Genomic DNA, 21,131 nt, shown 5'->3' with positions numbered 1-21,131 from the left:
GGCGCTATGTCACTTACCGCACGCCGGCTGCTGCAGCGCCTTGCGCCCTGGCTGCTGCCGCTGACGATTATCGTCGTCTGGCAGGTCGCTTCTCAGACCGGCTGGCTGTCGACGCGCATCCTGCCCTCTCCGGAGGGCGTGGTGAAAGCGTTCTGGAGCCTGTCGGCCAGCGGCGAGCTGTGGCAGCACCTGACCATCAGTTCCTGGCGGGCGCTGATCGGCTTCTCGATTGGCGGCTCGCTCGGCCTGCTGCTGGGGCTTATCAGCGGCCTGTCGCGCTGGGGTGAGCGCCTGCTTGATACCTCGATTCAGATGCTGCGTAACGTGCCGCATCTGGCGCTGATCCCGCTGGTGATCCTCTGGTTCGGCATCGATGAGAGCGCGAAGATCTTTCTCGTGGCGCTGGGTACGCTGTTCCCGGTCTATATCAACACCTGGCACGGCATCCGCAATATCGATCGCGGCCTGCTGGAGATGGCGCGCAGCTATGGCCTGTCGGGTTTCAGCCTGTTTGTGCACGTCATCCTGCCCGGCGCGCTGCCGTCGATCATGGTCGGGGTGCGCTTCGCGCTGGGGCTGATGTGGCTGACGCTGATCGTCGCCGAAACCATCTCTGCCAACTCAGGCATTGGCTATCTGGCGATGAATGCCCGTGAATTTCTGCAAACCGATGTGGTGGTGGTCGCCATCATACTTTACGCCCTGCTCGGCAAGCTGGCGGACGTCAGCGCCCAGCTGCTGGAGCGTATCTGGCTGCGCTGGCACCCGGCGTGGCAGAAGAAGGAGGAAGCCGCATGAATACAGCACGACTCACCCCTGGCACGCCGCTGCTGGTCAGCGGGGTCTCCAGACGGTACGGCAGTAAAACCGTACTTGATAACCTCAACCTGCACATTCCCGCCGGGCAGTTCGTGGCGGTGGTGGGCCGCAGCGGCTGCGGGAAAAGCACCCTGCTGCGCCTGCTGGCAGGGCTGGAAAATCCCAATGACGGCGAGCTGCTGGCGGGCAACACGCCCCTGCGCCAGACCCAGGACGATACCCGCCTGATGTTTCAGGATGCGCGCCTGCTGCCGTGGAAGAAAGTGATCGACAACGTGGGCCTCGGACTGAAAGGCAACTGGCGCCAGGACGCGCTTAACGCGCTGGCGGCGGTGGGGCTGGAAAACCGCGCCGCCGAGTGGCCTGCTGCGCTATCCGGCGGGCAGAAGCAGCGCGTGGCGCTGGCTCGCGCGCTGATCCATCGCCCGCGTCTGCTGCTGCTGGACGAACCGCTTGGCGCACTGGATGCGCTGACGCGCCTGGAGATGCAGGCGCTGATCGAATCCCTGTGGCTGGAGCATGGCTTTACCGTGCTGCTGGTCACGCACGATGTGAGCGAGGCGGTCGCGCTGGCGGATCGGGTGCTGCTGATAGAGGATGGACGGATCGGCCTGGATCTGACGGTGGACATCGCGCGTCCGCGTCGTCATGGCTCGGTGCGTCTGGCGGAGCTGGAGGCGGAAGTGCTGGATCGGGTGATGCGCAAGGCGCCGCAACCGGTGCGGGAAGTCAAAGCGGGATAAAAAAAAGCGGGTGCGCAATGCACCCGCCTATGAACCACGGGTGCCGGATTACGCCAGCGCTTTACTGATTTTCTCGTACAGATCCCCGGACAGGTTTGGCAGCGCTTTCAGCTGCTCCAGCGCGTTACGCATCAGCGCCTGACGTTTTTCGTCGTAGCGCTTGAGGCGGATCAGCGGCTCAATCAGACGCGAGGCCACCTGCGGGTTGCGGCTGTTAAGCTCGCTCAGCATCTCCACCATAAACTGGTAGCCGCTGCCGTCTTCCGCATGGAACGCCGCCGGGTTGCTGCTGGCGAAAGTGCCGATCAGCGCGCGTACGCGGTTCGGGTTGCCGAAAGTGAACGAGCGGTGGTTGAGCAGCCCACGCACGGTGTTCAGCACGTCCGTCGCCGGGCTGGTGGCCTGCAGTACAAACCACTTATCCATCACCAGACCATCCTTATGCCACTGCTCATCGTACTCAGCGAGCAGCGCTTCACGGCACGGCAGCTGCGCCGCCACGGCGGCAGAGAGCGCGGCCATCGCATCGGTCATGTTGTCCGCTTCCTGATACTGGGTGGTGACCAGTTTGTCAGCCAGCTGCGCGTCGCCGAAGGCGAGATAACGCAAGCAGGTATTGCGCAGCGCGCGTTGCCCGATGTCGGCGTGATCGACGCGGTACTCATCCAGCTTAGTGGCGTTGTAAACCGCCAGGCACTCATCCGCCAGCTCTTTCGCCAGTGTACGGGTCAGGGCTTCACGCACGGCGGCAATCGCCACCGGATCGATGATCTGGAACAGCTCCGCCATTTCATTGGCTGACGGCAGGGTCAGGATCTCGGCTTTCAGCGCCGGGCTGAGCTGATCATCCAGCAGGATCGCGCGGAACGCATCGGCCACGTGCAGCGGCAGAGAGAGTGGCAGCCCCTGCTGATGACGAGCAACGTTGAGCTTGATGTAGGTGGTCAGCAGGCTCTGCGCTGCATCCCAGCGGGAGAAGTCGTTGCGGGCATGACGCATCAGGAAGGTCAGCTGCTGGTCGCTCCATTTATACTCCAGCTTCACCGGGGCGGAAAACTCGCGCAGCAGCGACGGCACCGGCTGGAAGTAGACGTTGTCGAAGACGAAAGTCTGCTCCGCCTGGGTCAGGTTCAGCACGTTGTGCACCGGATGACCGCCCTTTTGCAGCGGGATCACCTTGCCTTCATTGTCATATAGTTCGATATCGAACGGGATATGCAGCGGCAGCTTCTCAGCCTGGTCGGCGGTGGGCGGCGTGTGCTGGCTGATGGTCAGGGTGTACTGTTCGGTTTCCGGGTTGTAGTCGTCGCGCACGCTGACAACAGGCGTACCGGACTGGCTGTACCAGCGGCGGAAATGCGAGAGATCGACGTTGGAGGCATCTTCCATCGCCTGCACGAAGTCGTCGCAGGTGGCTGCGCTGCCGTCGTGACGTTCGAAATAGAGCTGCATCCCCTTCTGGAAGTTCGCTTCTCCGAGCAGAGTGTGCAGCATACGAATCACTTCCGACCCTTTCTCATACACCGTCAGGGTATAGAAGTTATTCATTTCGATAACCATATCCGGGCGGATCGGGTGCGCCATCGGGCTGGCATCTTCGGCGAACTGCATACCGCGCATGGTGCGCACGTTGTTGATGCGGTTCACGGCGCGGGAGCCGAGGTCGGAGCTGAACTCCTGATCGCGGAACACCGTCAGCCCCTCTTTCAGGCTGAGCTGGAACCAGTCGCGGCAGGTGACGCGGTTGCCGGTCCAGTTATGGAAATATTCGTGGCCGATGACGCGTTCGATATCGAGGTAGTCTTTATCGGTGGCGGTCTGGGCGCGAGCCAGCACGAATTTGGAGTTAAAGACGTTCAGCCCTTTGTTCTCCATCGCGCCCATATTAAAGAAGTCGACGGCGACGATCATATAGATGTCGAGATCGTATTCGAGGCCGAAACGGTCTTCGTCCCACTTCATGGAATTTTTCAGCGAGGTCATCGCCCAGGAGGCGCGATCGAGATTGCCGCGATCGACATACAGCTCCAGTGCCACGTCGCGCCCGGAGCGGGTGACGAAGTTGTCGCGCAGCACGTCGAAATCGCCCGCGACCAGCGCAAACAGGTAGCAGGGTTTCGGGAACGGGTCTTCCCACTGCACCCAGTGTTGGCCGTTGTCCAGCTCGCCCTGGGCGATGCGGTTACCGTTTGCCAGCAGGTACGGGTAGCGGGTTTTATCCGCAATCAGTTTCGTGGTGAAGCGGGCCAGCACGTCCGGGCGGTCGAGATACCAGGTGATGTGGCGGAAGCCTTCTGCTTCGCACTGGGTGCAGAGCGCATCCCCGGACTGGTACAGCCCTTCCAGCGCGGTGTTGGTTGCCGGGCTGATGTCGTTAACGATGCGTAACGTGAAGCGCTCGGGCAGGTTTTCCAGCACCAGCGCGCCTTCATCAAGGCGGTAATCCTGCCAGGGGGCGTCATTCACCTCCAGTGAGACGAGGGTAAGATCTTCCCCATCAAGACGCAGCGGCGCATCAGCTGCGCCCTGGCGGGTAATCTGGCTGACGGCGGTAACCCGCGTACTGGCGGCATCGAGTTCAAAGGTCAAGTCAATATCGCTGATCTGGTAATCCGGCGCACGATAGTCGTGGCGGTATTTGGCTTGTGGCTGTTGTGTCATAGAAAACCTTTTTACATCATCCGTAAGATTGAACCCGATTGTTCTTACCACGCGCGTGGCGGTGACGCCGTGGCAGATGAAGGGCTTAGCATTCCAGTCTATTCCTGTTGCAACAATGTTGCCATGCAGAATAATTATCTTTTAAGCCTGACGGTGCGGCAGCCCTGGTTTTCACCGTAATGAGGCACAAATAGCCCTCGACCCGGTTACAGGGTTATGTTGTGATCCTGCTTCAATAAACCGATAATCAGGGTATACTCCTGCGTCTTTATCTGCTTTCGCCACTGATGGAAACGCTCCTGTTAGAGGATGCCAGTAACGCACCATGACACAATACGCTTCCCCTGTTTTACACTCGCTGCTGGATACCGACGCCTATAAATTGCACATGCAGCAGGCGGTTTTTCACCACTATGCCGATGTGCACGTTGCGGCGGAGTTCCGCTGCCGTGGTGATGACCTGTTAGGCATTTATGCTGATGCCATCCGCGAGCAGATTGAGGCGATGCAGCAGCTCGCCCTCAGCGACAGCGAGTACCAGTGGCTCGCCTCCCTGCCCTTCTTCAGACAGGATTATCTCGACTGGCTGCGCGATTTCCGCTACGACGCCTCGCAGGTCACCGTGCGCAACGTCAACGGCAAGCTTGATATCCGCCTTGCCGGCCCTTGGCGGGAAGTGATTATGTGGGAAGTGCCGCTGCTGGCGGTGATAAGCGAACTGGTGCACCACTACCGCTCGCCGGAGGCCACGGTGGAGATGGCGCTGGCGCACCTTGACGCCAAGCTGGATAACTTCGCCCACTTTACTTCTGACGTCGATCTCAGTGCGTTTCGCCTGATGGATTTTGGCACCCGCCGCCGCTTCTCCCGCGACGTGCAGCAGGCCATTGTTGAGCGCCTGCAGCAGGAGCCCTGGTTTGTGGGCACCAGCAACTACGATCTTGCCCGCCGCCTCAACCTGACGCCAATGGGCACCCAGGCCCACGAGTGGTTCCAGGCCCATCAGCAGATCAGCCCCAGCCTGGCGTCAAGCCAGCGTGCGGCCCTGCAGGCGTGGCTGGATGAGTACCCGGACATGCTCGGCATCGCCCTCACCGACTGCATCACAATGGACGCCTTCCTGCGCGACTTCGGGCCGGAATTTGCTACCCGCTATCAGGGGCTGCGCCACGACTCCGGCGACCCGGTGCAGTGGGGCGAAAAAGCCATTGCGCACTATGCGTCGCTCGGTATCGATCCGATGAGCAAAACCCTGGTGTTCTCCGATAACCTCGATCTGCCGAAGGCAGTCGATCTCTACCGCCACTTTGCCGACCGCGTGAACCTCGGGTTTGGTATCGGCACGCGCCTCACCTGCGATATTCCCGGCGTGAAGCCGCTCAATATCGTGATCAAACTGGTGGAGTGCAACGGTAAACCGGTGGCGAAGCTCTCCGACAGCCCCGGCAAGACCATCTGCCACGATAAAGCCTTTGTGCGCGCCCTGCGCGAGGCCTTTGATTTGCCCCAGGTTAAAAAAGCCAGCTGATCCCGGTGGGAGCGCGCTGCTCCCGCCCATTCCCCCCTAAAATTTTCTTCCCGTCTGGTATGAATTCTGCTTGTCTGATGGCGCACGCCAGGTAACATAGATAACCCCCCTCCGGGTGGGATAATGAATTTACATTTCACCATTACACAGAGAGAACATTATGAGCGTTGTGCCTGTAGCCGACGTACTCCAGGGCCGCGTAGCCGTTGACAGTGAAGTCACCGTGCGCGGATGGGTACGTACTCGCCGAGATTCAAAAGCTGGCATCTCCTTCCTCGCCGTTTATGACGGTTCCTGCTTTGATCCTGTACAGGCTGTCATCAATAATTCTCTGCCCAATTACAATGATGAAATTCTGCGTCTGACCACCGGCTGCTCGGTGATCGTCACCGGGAAAGTGGTGGAGTCGCCGGGCGAAGGCCAGAGCTTCGAGCTGCAGGCAAGCCACGTGGAAGTGACCGGCTGGGTTGAAGATCCGGACACCTACCCGATGGCGGCGAAGCGCCACAGCATCGAATACCTGCGTGAAGTTGCGCACCTGCGTCCGCGTACCAACATGATCGGCGCGGTGGCCCGCGTACGTCACACTCTGGCCCAGGCGCTGCACCGTTTCTTCCACGAGCAGGGCTACTTCTGGGTATCCACTCCGCTGATCACCGCGTCTGATACCGAAGGTGCTGGTGAGATGTTCCGCGTCTCCACGCTGGACATGGAAAACCTGCCGCGTAACGACCAGGGCAAAGTGGATTACGATCAGGACTTCTTCGGAAAAGAAGCGTTCCTCACCGTTTCCGGCCAGCTCAACGGCGAAACCTACGCCTGTGCGCTGTCGAAGGTGTACACCTTCGGCCCGACCTTCCGCGCAGAAAACTCCAACACCAGCCGCCACCTGGCGGAGTTCTGGATGCTGGAGCCGGAAGTGGCGTTCGCCAGTCTCAATGACGTCGCCGGCCTCGCCGAAGCGATGCTGAAGTACGTGTTCAAAGCGGTACTGGATGAGCGTATGGACGACATGCAGTTCTTCGCCCAGCGCGTGGATAAAGAAGCCATCGAACGTCTGGAGCGCTTCATTTCCGCTGACTTCGCCCAGGTGGATTACACCGATGCGGTCGCCATCCTTGAGAAGTGCGGTGAGAAATTCGAAAACCCGGTGTACTGGGGTGTCGATCTCTCCTCCGAGCACGAGCGCTATCTGGCTGAAAAACACTTCAAAGCGCCGGTGGTGGTGAAAAACTACCCGAAAGACATTAAAGCGTTCTATATGCGGCTTAACGACGATGGCAAAACCGTGGCGGCGATGGACGTGCTGGCACCGGGTATCGGTGAAATCATCGGCGGCTCGCAGCGTGAAGAGCGTCTTGACGTGCTGGATGCGCGTATGGCCGAGATGGGCCTCAATAAAGAGGACTACTGGTGGTATCGCGATCTGCGTCGCTACGGCACGGTGCCGCACTCCGGCTTCGGTCTTGGCTTCGAGCGTCTTATCGCTTACGTCACCGGCGTGCAGAACGTCCGCGACGTCATCCCGTTCCCGAGAACGCCGCGAAACGCGAGCTTCTGATGATTTAAGGCCAGCCGCGTGCTGGCCTTTTTTTGCACTTAAGACGCCTTGTCAAAAAATCCTGACGCCTGCCCTCTTCCGTTAATCCCTGAAACATCCTTCTGAAATTTTTACGCCAGCTCCCCATTGCAAATTTCTCGCCGGGTTTGACTTAGCACAATTTGGCTAATTTACCCTGGCGGCGTTCTACAACAAATTTACACTATAAGAAAAACTGCGCGGTGCCCGGCCGGAGCATAAGAAAAGGGGTTATCTGGATTAATTATAAGTAATTCATATATATATAGATGCTTCGCGCGAATAACGACCGGTTACAAGGTGAAATTTGAGGTGGTTCACAAAGTTCCCCAAAATTCACACAATGTTACACATTATTTCTTTTGGTTACCTGTTTTAGACATTTGTAGCACTTTCATGGTAGCGAAACATGGTTTTGAATGGAAAGATGCCTTTCAGACACAGAAAGACACCAAACTTTCATCAATAGTTCCGTAAACATTTATTGACGGAATTTATTGGCGGCAGTGGCAGGTGTTCATAAAAACCAATGAGGGTAATAAATAATGATGAAGCGCAATATTCTGGCAGTGGTTATCCCTGCACTGCTGGCTGCTGGCACCGTAAACGCCGCTGAAGTTTATAATAAAGACGGCAATAAAATTGATATCTACGGTAAAGCGGTTGGCCTGCACTACTTCTCTGATGATGATGGTTATGCAAGCGATGGCGATAAAACCTATGCTCGTCTTGGCTTCAAAGGCGAAACGCAGATCAACGACCAGCTGACCGGTTACGGCCAGTGGGAATATAACTTCCAGGGCAACCGTTCTGAAGGCGGTAGCGATGCACAGGCTGGTAACAAAACCCGTCTGGCATTTGCTGGTCTGAAATTCGGTGATTTCGGCTCCTTCGACTATGGTCGTAACTACGGTCTGGTTTATGACGCGCTGGGTTACACCGATATGCTGCCAGAATTCGGCGGCGACACTGCTGGCTCTGACCAGTTCTTCGCTGGCCGTCAGGGTGGCCTCGCTACCTACCGCAACTCGAACTTCTTCGGTCTGGTTGACGGCCTGAGCTTCGGCGTGCAGTACCTGGGCAAAAATGAGCGTGCAAGCAGCCTCGCGATTGATGAAGAGACTGGCGACGTTACTAACCTGAGCGATGTTCAGCGTTCTAACGGCGACGGCTGGGCAACCTCTCTCGCTTACGAGATGAACGGCTTCGGTATCGTTGGTGCTTATGGCGCGGCTGACCGCACCAATGCTCAGGAAGCTCTGGCAATGGGTAGCGGCGCGAAAGCTGAGCAGTGGGGCACGTCTATCAAGTATGATGCCAACAACCTGTACCTGGCAGCGACCTACAGCGAAACCCGTAACGCTACCCCAATTTCGCTTTCTGACAGCATCAACGGTTACGCGAACAAAACTAAAGACTACTTCATCGTTGCTCAGTACCAGTTCGATTTCGGTCTGCGCCCGTCTATCTCCTATAACAAGTCTGAAGGTAAAGACATCGACGGTATCGGCAGTGTTGACCTCGTAGAATACTTCGAAGTTGGCGCTACCTACTACTTCAACAAAAACATGTCTACCTATGTTGATTACATCATCAACCAGATCGACAGCGACAACGCCCTGGGCGTAGCGTCTGACGACACCGTTGCAGTGGGTATCGTTTACCAGTTCTAATCACTATCCTTCGATAGTTGATACTAAGAAACAGGGCTTCGGCCCTGTTTTTTTACGCCTGAAATTTGAATGATGATGAATCCCGCTCTTTTCATGGCAAACGGTTGGCATTTACGGTGACACCCGTTAACCTGATAGCGGAATTCCCTTCTGCAATCACAATGGAACCTCGTCATGTTTGAGAACATAACTGCCGCTCCGGCCGATCCTATCTTAGGTCTGGCCGATCTGTTTCGTGCCGACGATCGCCCTACCAAAATCAACCTGGGTATTGGGGTTTATAAAGATGAAACCGGTAAAACACCGGTGCTCACCAGCGTAAAAAAAGCAGAACAATATTTGCTGGAAAATGAAACCACCAAAAACTACCTCGGTATCGACGGTATTCCCGAATTTGGTCGCTGCACCCAGGAGCTGCTGTTCGGCAAAGGTAGCGCCCTGATTGATGCGAAACGCGCCCGCACGGCGCAAACCCCTGGCGGTACCGGTGCCCTGCGCGTGGCGGCAGATTTTCTCGCTAAAAACACCGAGGTGAAGCGCATCTGGGTATCGAACCCAAGCTGGCCGAACCACAAAGGCGTGTTCAACTCTGCCTGTCTGGAAGTGCGCGAGTACGCTTACTACGACGCGGCTAACCACGCGCTGGATTTTGACGGTCTGGTAAGCAGCCTGAACGAAGCTCAGGCGGGCGACGTGGTGCTGTTCCACGGCTGCTGCCACAACCCGACCGGCATCGATCCAACGCTTGAGCAGTGGGAACAGCTGGCGAAGCTGTCGGTAGAGAAAGGCTGGCTGCCGCTGTTCGATTTCGCCTACCAGGGCTTTGCCCGCGGGCTGGAAGAGGATGCGGAAGGCCTGCGTGCTTTCGCCGCGCTGCATCAGGAACTGATTGTTGCCAGCTCCTTCTCAAAGAACTTTGGCCTGTACAATGAGCGCGTGGGTGCCTGCACGCTGGTAGCTGCCGATGCTGACGCGGCCGATCGCGCCTTCAGCCAGATGAAGTCCTGCATTCGCGCTAACTACTCTAACCCGCCGGCACACGGCGCAGCGGTGGTCGCGACCATTCTCAGCAACGACGCCCTGCGTACCATCTGGGAACAGGAGCTGAACGATATGCGCCAGCGCATTCAGCGTATGCGTCAGCTGTTCGTCAACACCCTGGCAGAGAAAGGCGCTAACCGCGATTTCAGCTTTATCACGAAGCAGAACGGCATGTTCTCGTTCAGCGGCCTGACCAAAGAGCAGGTGCTGCGTCTGCGTGAGGAGTTTGGCGTGTATGCGGTAGCATCAGGGCGTGTGAACGTAGCGGGGATGACGCCGGACAACATGGCGCCGCTGTGCGAAGCTATCGTTGCCGTGCTGTAATCGCGACAGAAACAATAAGGGCCGCATTATGCGGCCCTTTTTTATGGGGATCACCAGACGGGCTGTTCATCCTGCAGGAACGGATTGTGCAGCCGCTCATAGCCGAGGGTGGACATCGGCCCGTGGCCGGGAATAAAGGTGACGTCATCGCCGAGCGGTAACAGCTTACGCTTAATGGCATCAATCAGCTGGCCGTGGTCGCCGCGCGGGAAATCGCTGCGCCCGACACCGCCCTTAAACACCACGTCGCCGGACACCAGCAGACGCGACGCCCGGTCAAAGAACACGATGTGGCCTGGCGTATGGCCCGGGCAGTGCAGCACCTCAAGGGTGATGTTACCCAACGCGACGCTGTCGCCCTCTTCCAGCCAGCGATCCGGCGTCAGCGGCTGGCACTCTTCCAGGCCGAACATACGGCTCTGGTCGGGCAGTCCCTGCAGCCAGAATTCGTCTTCTTTCTGCGGGCCGATCACCGGAACGTTATAGTACTGCGCCAGTTCCGCCGCCGCACCGACGTGGTCGAGATGACCGTGAGTGAGCAGGATCTGCGTGACGGTGACTGGCTTGCCGGCCACTTCCTGTTTGATACGTGCCGCATCACCGCCGGGATCGACCAGCGCCGCCTGCTGTGTCTCTTCACACCAGATAAGCGAGCAGTTCTGGGCGAACGCCGTCACGGGAATAATATGGTAATTCATGCCGCTCCTTTAGCCTGCCTGAGCAGGATACCGTACTTACCAGTGCCGCACGGGCCCGGTATCAATATGCACAAAGTTGCTACGAGGGTAATATCCTACACCACCCGCGCGCATTGATAACGCCGCTTTGCGAATATTGCTTAAAGAGATGCCTTCGATATGGAAATCCATCGCCTGGCCTTTGGTGTGATAGCTATTTTTCGCTACACCGCGGCTGTGGGAGCGCAACTCTTTGTTGGTATCAACGGAGCGATAGCCGGAAATCAACTGCACCGGCTTATGGGTATCCAACAGGCTTTGCAGACGATAGAGCTGATCGAATAATGAGGTATCAATCGCTTTAATTTTATTAGAGCGATAGTCCCTGAAAAAATGATTAAGCTTTGCTAATTCTTCCTGAATATAGCCTTTGCCATCGAAAAACTGGGCTTTAATGGATTCGCCCGTATTCAGATTGCTGAGCGTTAATATACGCGGACGCGGCGTGGAGAGGGTGGCGAATGCGGTTCCCGGCAGCAGAGAAGCTCCCAGAGCAGCGCCGCCCCACGCCAGCAGTTTGCGGCGAGTAGCGTTAAATTGGTCCATAATATTCAGGTCTACTGGTAAGTGAAAACAAGATGCACTTCTGGCGCACGAAAGGCACATTAACTGCCATAACCTGGCGAGTCAAGGCACCGTTCCCCTGATATAAACGAGCCCGGAACGGTCGCCGGGCGCGTTTATCGTCATGGTGTTGACCATTAATACATTAGAAATGCTGCATTTACCTGATGAGTTTTTCCGCTTTTTCGAGGATCTGTGCACCCGATCGCGCCGTGAGATCGTAATTGTAAATATCTGTACGATATTGCGGGCGACCGTCCTCGCCAATAAACGCCGTCAGGTAATACAGGTTTACCGGAATATTTTGTGGAATATTGACGTAGCGCGTATTGCCCTGCTTCAGGGCATCAGAAATGCGCGTGTCATTCCAGCCAGCATCCTGCAACAGCATATTCGCCAGTTCAGAGGCTTTATTCACCCTCACGCAGCCCGAACTCAGCGCGCGCTCATCCTTCTGGAACAGCGTGTGGTTTGGCGTGTCGTGCAGATAGATCGCATCGGAGCTGGGCATGTTGAACTTGTAGCGCCCCAGTGAGTTGTGCGCGCCCGGTGCCTGCTGGAAGCGGAACGGCAGGTTAGATGGCGTAATGGTCGCCCAGTCCACCATCCACGGGTCGATGGTTTCATTGCTGCTCCAGCCCCGCAGCACGGTGTAGTTATGCCGCTCCAGATAGCCGGGGTCATTCCACACCTTCGGCAGAATATCCTTGCGCGCCAGGGTCGGCGGCACATTCCACGGCGGGTTTACCACCACATTATTCAGCGCACTGCTCATCAGCGGCGTTTTACGATCCGGACGCCCGACGATGACCCGCGAGGCCAGCGCCTGGTTACCGTTGAGGTAGTAGACCAGCGAATATTCCGGGATGTTCACCATAATGCCGGTGTTCACTTTGCGCGGCAGCAGGCGCAGACGCTGGATATTGAGCGCCAGCAGCGAGGCGCGCTGGGCCGGGGTGACGTTCAGCCACTGGCGCGTCGAGGCACCGATGACGCCGTCCGCCGACAGCCCCTGCCATTTCTGGAAACGCTTCACCGCCGCGACCAGCTCGCGATCGTATACCCCACGCGCGCCAGAGCGCGCTTTTGCCGGCGCGGTGCGTGGCGTATCGCTCTGGGTGACAATCGCCGCTGACGGGCTCACCACCTCATTATTGCGCTGCGGTGCGCTGTCGCCCGGCAGTACGATGTCCGGGGACCTGTCCATCATGCCGGTGCGCTGTAATATTTCGCGCAGCGCGCCGATATCATTGCTCGCCTGACCGGGGCGCAGCTTCGCGCTGTCGTTCAGCGTCGGCCACGGACGGGTGTCCGCCACCAGCGTCAGCAGCGAGGCGTGCATCGCGCTGTACTGCGGATGGGACGGAGCCAGCGCGGTAACGAATGCGCTCAGGCTGCCGTTATCCAGGGCGACCTGCCACTGATTAATCACCGATAGCGGCGGCGTGGTCAGCTTGTAGGGTTTGCTGCTGTAAAGCCAGCGGGTGCCGTTGGTTGCCAGCCCGGAAACGTAGTGCAGATAGCCCAGCATAGCATCGGAGAGCACCAGATCGCGGGACATGCCGCTGACGGCGGGATCGGTAAGCAGCTCCACCCAGCGGGTAAACTGCGGCTGGAAGCCGGCAATCGCCACTTCGGCCAGCTGCTGCTGGAACGCCTGCACCGCGTCGCGGTTTTCCCACATCGGCTTCAGGTCGCGTTCACCGTAGAGCGCCACCAGCGCATTCATGTACACCGGGGTATAACCGGAGGGCAAAAGCGCCGTCAGGCTGGCGCGATGTTGCTCAGCGTCAGCGTCCGGCGCACTGCCGGAGAGCGCCACCATCGCCGCAGAGGGTGCCAGCGGCTGAACCAGTACGCCAGGCTGCTCCACGCTCTGCGCAGAGCTGTCCATCGGCACAGCCTCAGGCTCGTCAGCCTGGACGGAAAACAGCGGAGCAACGCCTAACCCCAGACACACGCTCAGTGCCAGCAGTTGGCGACCACGTAAATTCTTTAGCAACATCCCTTGCCCCCTGTTCTTTATTTTTCAACGGCGTCCGCTACGTGCGAACATGGTTTAAGTATATAAATTCTGCACATCATTTTCCTTACCTTATGTAAAGAAAGTTAAACCCGCAGCAGGGTTATCGGCTTGCGGCGGTGAAACCTGAAAAACAGGCAAAAAAAAGCGCGGCCAGGCCGCGCTTGTGACTGATGCTGATGGTCAGGAGATCTCTTCCGTCTCGTCCGGCAGCGCCTGCTGAGGTTGCGGCTCCGCTTGTGGCGTAGCGAAACCGCGCAGCCCCACCACGTGCACATGCTCGGTGTTCTGGAACACCTTACGCACCAGTTTGTAGGTAGTGCCTTTCTCAGGGCTGATGTTTTCCGGCGCGGCGATGATCAGCTGCATATCCAGACGCTCGCACAGTTCGAATAGCGTGGCGATAGAGCGGGCATCCAGACGCGCAGCTTCATCGAGGAACAGCAGGCGGCACGGCGAAATATCCTTGCCGCGCAGACGACGGGATTCGTCTTCCCAGCTCTGCACCACCATCACCAGAATCGACATCCCGGTCCCGATCGCTTCCCCGGTAGAGAGCGCCCCGCTCTCTGCACGCAGCCAGCCGTCGGAGCCACGGTTAACTTCCACTTCCATCTCAAGATAGTTGCGGTAGTCGAGCAGCTCCTCGCCGATGGTCTGCGGCGTGCGCTGCCCCATGTCCACCTGCGGATTCAGGCGCTGGTAAAGCTTCGCCAGCGCTTCCGAGAAGGTCAGGCGGTTGCTGTTAAACAGATCCTGATGCTGCTCGTGTTGCTCGGAGAGCACATCCAGCAGCGTGGCGTGGCTTTCACGCACGTTGACGTTCAGCCGCACGCTGTTTACCTGGCCGAAGGAGACGCTCTGCAGCCCCTGGTTGAGCATACGAATACGGTTCTGCTCGCGCTGAATGGTTTTACGGATGATGTTCGCCACGCTGCGGGAGCTGATCGCCAGCTTCTGCTCGCGGGAAGTCAGCTCTTCGGTCAGGCGGCCCAGTTCGATTTCCATCTGTTCGATGGCTTCCACCGGATCGTCGGTGCGGATGATGTCCTGACGGATACGCTCGCGCAGATGTTGATAGACCGCGACGAAGAACTGAATTTTACGCTCCGGCCGTTTCGGATCTTCGGACATGCGCAGCACATCGCGCAGATGCTCATTATCCGCCACCGCCAGGCGCAGCGCGCCGAGCGCCTTATCCGACATCGAGCGCAGCTCATCCCCGGAGAGATACGCCAGCTCGCGACGGTGCAGGCGACGTTCGACGCCGTTATCTTTCACCATGCGCATCACCGCGCACCAGCCCGCTTTCGCGGTGACAACATGCTCGCGGGTTTCGTGATAGTCCCGCTCCAGACGCTTAAGCTTGCGGGTCAGGTTATCCATCTCCGCTTCGCAATAGGTCAGCTGTTTCTCAAGCTGGTTACGACGGCTGCGGTTGCCGGAAAGCCGCGTGTGCAGCTCGTCGCGGCGCAGACGGGCGCGCTCTTCTGCCCCGCTGTCGGCGCGCACGCCGATATCCTGCAGCTCTTTATGCAGATCGTTGAGCAGCTCTTTTTTGGTGTCGAACGAACTTTTCAGCGACGCCAGCACCTGGTTGTACTGTCCAAGCTGGCTGCTGTGGGTACGCAGCGCTTCACGGGCGCGGGCGCGCTCGGCCTCGGCCTGCTCCAGACGCTGACGCAGTTTTTCGTTGAGATCGCTGTTACCGCTCATCATTTCCGCCGAATCGGTGTAGCTGAAGTGCGCCCGACGCTGTACCACTTCACTCAGGGCGAAGGACTGCTGGCGTGCCTCGCGCTGGGTCGCCCGCGCCTGCTCGTAATCCTCTTTCAGCTGTTCATACTGCTCCGGGTCGCTCTGCAGCACCGACACCACCGGCTCCAGCTTCGCCAGCTGATTGCCGTATTGCTGGATGAAGCGCGCGGCTTCCTGCGCCTCATCGAGACGTTCCTGAATCTCTTCAACCCGGTCAGCCAGCGTCTCGTCAGTCAACAGGCTAAGACGCGGCAGCAGACGGTTGAGTTGTCCGACCGCTTCTTTTGCCTGATCGTACTGGGTGCGCTGCTGCTGATTGTCGTTTTCATGATTGCTGATGGCGCGCTCAACTTCGCCGCGGCGGGTGTTCAGCGTGCGGATCTCCATCTCCGGGTCGGCATCAAAAGCTACCGCCAGATGGCTGCCGATGAAGCGGCTGAACGCCTGATGAAGGCGCTGGGTTTTTTGCACGTCAAACGACAGCGTGGCGTAGCGTTCAGAGAGCGCTTCGCGTTCGCTGTGCAGGATCTCAATACGGCTCTCCCGCGCCGCGCGGCCAAACAGCGGCACCGCCGGGAAGCGCGAGTAGCGCCACTGACGGTCGGCAACCTTCACCACCACCGCTTTTTCCAGCTCATCGGCGGCGAACACGCTGTCATCAAAGGACTGCGGGTCCCCTTCAATGAGATAGAGATCTTCCGGGCATTCGTCGAGGCCATCGAGCAGATCGCGCACCCGGGACAGGTCCGGCACGACGATGGCGTGACGAGACGGGCCGTAAAGTGCGGAGAAGTACGGCGCATCTTCAAAGCTGACGTCGTCGTAGATTTCCGACAGCAGCACGCCGCCGAAACGTTCCGCCAGCGCGTTCAGGCGCTGATCTTCTGCGCCGCCCGGCTGGCTCAGGCGTTCGATTTCCTCATCTACCGCACGCTTGCTGGCACCGACTTCATCACGCTCAACGATGGCTTCGCGCTCGCGCTCCAGCAGCTGCTGCAGATACTCGGTCACCTCCTGGGAGGATTCGAAGGTTTCGCCGCTCTGCTCGCTCAGCTGGGTCAGGCTGCTCTGCGCGGCCAGCCAGACCGGGGCGCGCTGGGTCAGCGTTTTGATGCTGGCCTGCAGCTGCTCCAGCTCCTGGCGCAGCGCCACGCGCTGTTCACCGGCCTGAGAGACGCTGTCAGACAGCGCGGCGATGCGCTCTTCGTACTCCTGGTGCAGCGCTTCCAGCTCATCGGGATCGACGTTTTTGCCCTGTCGCTTGCAAAACTCAGCCAGCATGCGCTCGGCTTCCTGCTGCTCGCGCAGGCGCTGTTCCAGCTCGTTAAGACGTCCGCGCAGCGACGCCACCTGCTCCGCCTGGTGACGCTGGTTGCTGGCATCGCGCAGCAGATCCCGCGCTACGTCCCAGGCCTCGCTGCGGCTCACCGGTCCGTTAATGGCGGCGACCAGCTGATACGCCTGTTCAAACTGGCTGTGCGCGGTCTGGGCCACGCTCATCTTCTGCTCAAGCGACAGCAGGCGTTCGGTGGCCTCCTGCTCTTTCGCCTGGAAGGTGTCGAGCCATTCTTCTGCGCTGTCCGCCGTCAGATCCGGGAGATGACACAGCTCGCGGGCGCGCGTCAGCGCCTGCATCGCCTGCTGATACTGAATGGCGCGCGTCTGCTGCACGTCGAGCGCCTGCTGGTAGTCGGCCAGCTGGTTTTTCAGCTCGTCCACTTCCAGTTCGGCGGCTTCGGCGCGCGCTTCGTTTTCATGCTGAAGTTCAGCGGCTTCGGCCACCACTTCATTTTGCTCTTCGAGGCGGATCTGCAGCTCATCGAGATCCGCTTCGTAGCGCTCAATTTTTTCCTGCTGGCGGATGGCGGTCTGCACCAGGTTGAGGTGATCGCTGGCGGCCTGATAGTCGGTCTCCAGATCCCCTTCTGCTCCGGCGTGCTCGCTCAGCTCACGCGCCATATCGACGTGCTTGTACTGCTCGGCGGCCAGCTGCTGGCGGCTGGTAAACAGCTCGCGCCGATACTCCAGCGCTTTGTCGAGATGAATGCGCCGCTCGTTGGCATGGCGCATATAGTCCGCCGCCACGTAGTTGGTGGCTTCGGAAATAAGATGCTTGAAAAGATCGCGGTCGGACTGGGTAACGCGAATCGCTTCCAGCGTCATGCGGTTTTCACGCAGCGCCGCTTCCATATCCTGGAACGCTTTACGCACACCGCTGTTTTCCGGCAGCAGGTAGTCGCGCAGCGAGCGGGTAATAGCGCTGGAGATCCCGCCGTACAGCGAGGCCTCAATCAGGCGATAGTACTTGCTACGGTCCGAAGCGGTACGCAGGCGGCGCGCCACCACGCCGAGATCGAACATCAGCGAGTGGTAGTCGGTGATGGAGTTGAACTGTTTGAACTGCACCCCTTCCATCGCGTCGAGCTTGTCTTTCAGCTCCTGCAGCGACAGCACGCGCGCCTGGCGCTCGTTCAGCGTTTCGGTCAGCAGCTCGGTCGGCTGGATCGCCGTTGGCAGTCCCTGAATGGCGAAGGGTTTGATATCGACTTTACGATCGCGCCCGGCGACCTGCTGCAGACGCACGCCGACCACCACGCGCTGATGGCGGGAGTTGACGACGTCCAGCACCGAATAACAGACGCCCGCTTTCAGCTTACCGTGCAGCCCTTTATCGCGTGACCCGCTGGTAGCGCCCGCTTCCGTGGTGTTACGGAAGTGCAGCAGCGTCAGATCCGGGATCAGGGCCGTCACGAACGCCGCCATGGTCGTGGATTTCCCCGCCCCGTTACCGCCGGAAAGCGTGGTGACCAGCGCATCGAGATCGAAGGTACGAGCGAAGAAGCCGTTCCAGTTAACCAGCGTCAGGGAACGGAATTTACCGCGTTCAATCATTGTCTTCCTCCGCGTTTTCCGCCTGTTGTTCATCGCTCTCATCATTGAGCTGCAGATGGTTTTCTACCGGCATCGCTTCGCCATCGCGGATCATGCGCAGCTGCGCTTCCCGGGCATCATCCCCGGCGCGCACGTCAGCACCGAAGCGGAACACCGACTCGGTGATGCGGAATTTGCTGCTGTCATGCCCCATAAACCAGATCATGCCCAGACGGCGCAGGCGCGTCAGCGATGAGCGCACTTTTTCCTGCAGCTTCTGGCGATCGAGATCCGAGCCGGTGGAGCGGTTATTGACCAGCTTCAGCAGTTTGTTCTCGTCAGCCAAAGTCAGCAGCTCGTCGTACAGCTCCTGCTGGGTGAAAATACCTTCGTTGGCCAGACGCTCCGGGCTGAGATAGAGGTAGCACAGGATTTTGCCGACCATCATGTCGAGCTCAGAGAGCACCGAGCGCGGGATAAGCGTGGTGGAGCGCGGACGCAGGTAGAAGAACCCTTCCGGCGCGCGGATCAGCTCCACGTTGTACCGGGCATAAAACTCTTCCAGGTACTCCTGGAAATCCATCAAAAAGGCGTGGTTGTCCAGCTCGTCGAGGCCGATATGGCGTCCGGCGCGCAGCTGGCTGTCGAGCGCCGGAAATAACGGATTCGCCAGCGCCTGTGCCAGTTTTACCGGCATCGCTTGTTCAATATTTGTCAATGACATGCGCCTGTACCTTGGCTCCGTAATCATTAATGGTCTGCCATTTTGCCGGCAGGCCAGAGAAATCTGCTTCTGCCACCCCGAGGCGCACGGCCTGGTCGATGACAATACGCGCGAGGTCGAAGTGACGCGCCCGCGGATGCTGCGCCAGATAGTCACGCATCACCACGCTGAGATCCAGCGGCCGTTTCTCGGTTTTGAAGATCGCCAGCTGCGCTTCGATCATCGCCGCCAGCTGTTCGCGGATCTCGTTAAATTCTTCGTATTCCAGGTCCGGCGGCAGTTCACCGGTAACTTCGTCATCGCGCAGCGTCATCTCTTCGTCGCGCATATCGAGCAGGCGCTCGGCGCTGGCGTAGGTGAGCGTCCAGGGTGCGTCGAAGTAAGTCTGTACCGACTGGCGCAGGCGCTGGGCGAAGACGCGGTTTTTATCCATATCGATAGCGGTACGGATAAACTTGTGCACGTGGCGGTCGTAACCGATCCACAGGTCGATGGCCTGCTGGCCCCAGCTGACAATGCGGTCGAGTTTACTCTGCAGATCGAACACCAGACGATCGACCAGATCGAGATCGTGACGTCCTAACGTCGCGTCCTGAATCTGCAACAGGTTGGTCTGCAGCTTATCGCCGGCAGCATCCAGGGTGTCCTGCAGTTCGCGCAGCGTGCCGGAGGTTTCCGAAAGCAGCAGTTCGCAGCTGGAGATCGCCGCGCGCCAGTCCTTGTTAAGCAGCTGCGCAATATCATCTTTGACCTGCTGCTGCTGCTCGTCCATCACACGCTGGGTGAGATCGATGCTGTCGAAAATCTCTGCCACGGAGTACTTCAGCGGCGCAAACACATTGCGGTGCCAGTGGAACTCATCCCCGCCTTCGACGGCCGCATCGGCGGCGCGTTTCAGCTCGCTTGCCACAATGGAAAGCTGCATCGACAGGCGCAGGGTGGAAAATTCGCGCTGGCGAATGTAGTAGTCGGTGATACCGATCCCAAGCGGCGTCAGACGATAGATAGCGTTGCCTTCAGCCTGTTCGCTGGTAAAGCGGTTGAGCAGACGCTGGCGCACCATGTCATTGATGGCATTGTTGGCACGCACGCCAATCGTCTCGCTGGTCTGCTCAAAAGCCTCGCTGACGTGTCGGAACGCGTCAATCAGCACGCCTTCGCTCATCTCGCCGTCCATGCGCTCGCCGTTCAGGGTGGCGATAGCAAGCAAAAAAGCCAGTCTGTCGACCGGCAGCGAGATGGAAAAATCATTTTTTCTGGCCCAGGCAACCAGTTCGGGGACTGTCTGGGAAAAATCACTCATATCTTATCCTTGGCTCTGCGGCTTCAACGCGGTGACGTGGATATAACGCCCGAGTTCGATCCAGGGTTGCTGCCGGCAGTAGCGGGTCTCCAGCGCCAGCAGCTCGTCATAGCACTCTCGCTGCTTATTTTTCTCGCGCAGATAGTCATGAAACACGCGTACGCCGGTTTTGCCGACGATCTGAAAGCCGGTTTGCTCCAGCCAGCGGTAAACGTCATGCGGCTGACGCGGGTAGTCCGGCGACAGCGTGCGCTTTTTGCGCTTGGGCATTCCCTGCTCAACGTAGGGGAAATTCCCCGCCACCATGTTGTGTAACAGCAGCCCGTTGGCATTGTAAAACATCAGCGACAGCGCGCCGCCGGGCTTAAGGTTTTGCCACAAAATGTTGAGCATCGCTTCCGGGTCGGCGACCCATTCCAGCACAGCGTGAAACAATATCAGATCAACCGGGCATTCCAAATGCTGACCGATGTCCTGAGCGGCGCATTGTATAAAATGCATGTTGCCGCTCACACCTTTATCGGCAGCAAACTGCTGCGCCCTGAGGATCATTTCACCGGACAGGTCACACAGGGTAACGTGATGCCCGCGCTCTGCCATGCGACAGGCAGTTTGCCCCTCCCCGCCGCCGGCATCCAGCACCCGCAGCGGACCGGCGGGCAGCGTCGCCAGCAGCGCATCCAGATCCTGCCACAGGATGGCCTGCCGCAGCTGCCCTTTCGTTGTACCGTAAATGTTGCGCGAAAATTTTTCCGCGATGTCATCAAAATTGCGATCCCGCAT

The 21,131-nt window shown here is 58.7% G+C and carries 14 protein-coding genes; 6 read left to right on the top strand and 8 right to left on the bottom strand.

What is annotated here, in order from left to right:
- Nucleotides 1-6 precede the first annotated feature (6 nt).
- Both ssuC and ssuB read left to right on the top strand, forming a co-directional pair.
- Nucleotides 7-798 carry an aliphatic sulfonate ABC transporter permease SsuC gene (gene ssuC / locus KFZ77_RS06725; protein WP_031520167.1) on the top strand — a complete coding sequence of 264 codons (792 nt, stop codon included), beginning with the start codon at nt 7-9 and terminating at the stop codon, nt 796-798.
- Nucleotides 795-1,562 (top strand): aliphatic sulfonates ABC transporter ATP-binding protein, encoded by a 768-nt coding sequence (gene ssuB / locus KFZ77_RS06720; RefSeq protein ID WP_264385806.1) that lies wholly within the window; start codon nt 795-797, stop codon nt 1,560-1,562. Before ssuC ends, ssuB begins: the two co-directional genes overlap by 4 nt.
- A 48-nt stretch (nt 1,563-1,610) precedes the next feature.
- On the opposite strand, the gene pepN is transcribed toward ssuB, so the two are convergent.
- Nucleotides 1,611-4,223, bottom strand: a complete 2,613-nt coding sequence (pepN, locus tag KFZ77_RS06715; protein WP_264385805.1) for an aminopeptidase N — start codon at nt 4,221-4,223, stop codon at nt 1,611-1,613.
- Nucleotides 4,224-4,548: 325 nt separating this feature from the next.
- On the opposite strand from pepN, the gene pncB reads away from it, so the two are divergent.
- From pncB to KFZ77_RS06695, 4 genes are all read left to right on the top strand, one after another.
- Complete coding sequence (gene pncB, locus KFZ77_RS06710) at nt 4,549-5,751, top strand: nicotinate phosphoribosyltransferase (RefSeq protein WP_264385804.1); 1,203 nt, start codon at nt 4,549-4,551, stop codon at nt 5,749-5,751.
- A gap of 160 nt (nt 5,752-5,911) precedes the next feature.
- The gene (gene asnS / locus KFZ77_RS06705) at nt 5,912-7,312 is read left to right on the top strand and encodes an asparagine--tRNA ligase (RefSeq protein WP_264385803.1); all 1,401 of its coding nucleotides are present in this window, start codon (nt 5,912-5,914) and stop codon (nt 7,310-7,312) included.
- Between the two features lie 563 nt (nt 7,313-7,875).
- The gene (ompF, locus tag KFZ77_RS06700; RefSeq protein WP_319640965.1) at nt 7,876-9,003 is read left to right on the top strand and encodes a porin OmpF; all 1,128 of its coding nucleotides are present in this window, start codon (nt 7,876-7,878) and stop codon (nt 9,001-9,003) included.
- Nucleotides 9,004-9,177: 174 nt separating this feature from the next.
- Nucleotides 9,178-10,368, top strand: a complete 1,191-nt coding sequence (locus tag KFZ77_RS06695; RefSeq protein ID WP_264385802.1) for an amino acid aminotransferase — start codon at nt 9,178-9,180, stop codon at nt 10,366-10,368.
- A 50-nt stretch (nt 10,369-10,418) separates the two neighbouring features.
- On the opposite strand, the gene KFZ77_RS06690 is transcribed toward KFZ77_RS06695, so the two are convergent.
- The 7 genes from KFZ77_RS06690 to cmoM form a co-directional block, all read right to left on the bottom strand.
- Nucleotides 10,419-11,066, bottom strand: a complete 648-nt coding sequence (locus KFZ77_RS06690; protein WP_264385801.1) for an MBL fold metallo-hydrolase — start codon at nt 11,064-11,066, stop codon at nt 10,419-10,421.
- 36 nt (nt 11,067-11,102) lie between these two features.
- Nucleotides 11,103-11,651, bottom strand: a complete 549-nt coding sequence (locus tag KFZ77_RS06685; protein WP_031520180.1) for a YcbK family protein — start codon at nt 11,649-11,651, stop codon at nt 11,103-11,105.
- Nucleotides 11,652-11,829: 178 nt separating this feature from the next.
- Nucleotides 11,830-13,674 carry a L,D-transpeptidase gene (gene ldtD / locus KFZ77_RS06680; protein WP_264385800.1) on the bottom strand — a complete coding sequence of 615 codons (1,845 nt, stop codon included), beginning with the start codon at nt 13,672-13,674 and terminating at the stop codon, nt 11,830-11,832.
- A gap of 201 nt (nt 13,675-13,875) precedes the next feature.
- A complete protein-coding gene (mukB, locus tag KFZ77_RS06675; protein ID WP_264385799.1) occupies nt 13,876-18,342 on the bottom strand; it encodes a chromosome partition protein MukB in 4,467 nt (1,488 codons plus the stop codon).
- Complete coding sequence (gene mukE, locus KFZ77_RS06670; protein ID WP_072001971.1) at nt 18,335-19,045, bottom strand: chromosome partition protein MukE; 711 nt, start codon at nt 19,043-19,045, stop codon at nt 18,335-18,337. The genes mukB and mukE overlap by 8 nt, the downstream gene beginning before the upstream one ends.
- The gene (mukF, locus tag KFZ77_RS06665) at nt 19,026-20,348 is read right to left on the bottom strand and encodes a chromosome partition protein MukF (RefSeq protein WP_031520187.1); all 1,323 of its coding nucleotides are present in this window, start codon (nt 20,346-20,348) and stop codon (nt 19,026-19,028) included. The genes mukE and mukF overlap by 20 nt, the downstream gene beginning before the upstream one ends.
- 3 nt (nt 20,349-20,351) lie before the next feature.
- Nucleotides 20,352-21,131, bottom strand: coding sequence for a tRNA uridine 5-oxyacetic acid(34) methyltransferase CmoM (gene cmoM, locus KFZ77_RS06660; RefSeq protein WP_264385798.1), 780 nt, complete (start codon nt 21,129-21,131; stop codon nt 20,352-20,354).

This window comes from Siccibacter colletis, from assembly GCF_025914095.1.
GTDB classification, from domain to species: Bacteria; Pseudomonadota; Gammaproteobacteria; order Enterobacterales; family Enterobacteriaceae; genus Siccibacter; species Siccibacter colletis.
The sequence above is the reverse complement of the archived record's forward strand: the minus strand, read 5'-3'. Positions and strand labels throughout refer to the sequence as shown.

Bases quoted from the DNA above. Each gene is read 5' to 3' on its own strand.
- ssuC (WP_031520167.1), top strand. From the start codon at position 7: ATGTCACTTACCGCACGCCGGCTGCTGCAGCGCCTTGCGCCCTGGCTG.
- ssuB (WP_264385806.1), top strand. From the start codon at position 795: ATGAATACAGCACGACTCACCCCTGGCACGCCGCTGCTGGTCAGCGGG.
- pepN (WP_264385805.1), bottom strand. From the start codon at position 4,223: ATGACACAACAGCCACAAGCCAAATACCGCCACGACTATCGTGCGCCG.
- pncB (WP_264385804.1), top strand. From the start codon at position 4,549: ATGACACAATACGCTTCCCCTGTTTTACACTCGCTGCTGGATACCGAC.
- asnS (WP_264385803.1), top strand. From the start codon at position 5,912: ATGAGCGTTGTGCCTGTAGCCGACGTACTCCAGGGCCGCGTAGCCGTT.
- ompF (WP_319640965.1), top strand. From the start codon at position 7,876: ATGATGAAGCGCAATATTCTGGCAGTGGTTATCCCTGCACTGCTGGCT.
- KFZ77_RS06695 (WP_264385802.1), top strand. From the start codon at position 9,178: ATGTTTGAGAACATAACTGCCGCTCCGGCCGATCCTATCTTAGGTCTG.
- KFZ77_RS06690 (WP_264385801.1), bottom strand. From the start codon at position 11,066: ATGAATTACCATATTATTCCCGTGACGGCGTTCGCCCAGAACTGCTCG.
- KFZ77_RS06685 (WP_031520180.1), bottom strand. From the start codon at position 11,651: ATGGACCAATTTAACGCTACTCGCCGCAAACTGCTGGCGTGGGGCGGC.
- ldtD (WP_264385800.1), bottom strand. From the start codon at position 13,674: ATGTTGCTAAAGAATTTACGTGGTCGCCAACTGCTGGCACTGAGCGTG.
- mukB (WP_264385799.1), bottom strand. From the start codon at position 18,342: ATGATTGAACGCGGTAAATTCCGTTCCCTGACGCTGGTTAACTGGAAC.
- mukE (WP_072001971.1), bottom strand. From the start codon at position 19,045: ATGTCATTGACAAATATTGAACAAGCGATGCCGGTAAAACTGGCACAG.
- mukF (WP_031520187.1), bottom strand. From the start codon at position 20,348: ATGAGTGATTTTTCCCAGACAGTCCCCGAACTGGTTGCCTGGGCCAGA.
- cmoM (WP_264385798.1), bottom strand. From the start codon at position 21,131: ATGCGGGATCGCAATTTTGATGACATCGCGGAAAAATTTTCGCGCAAC.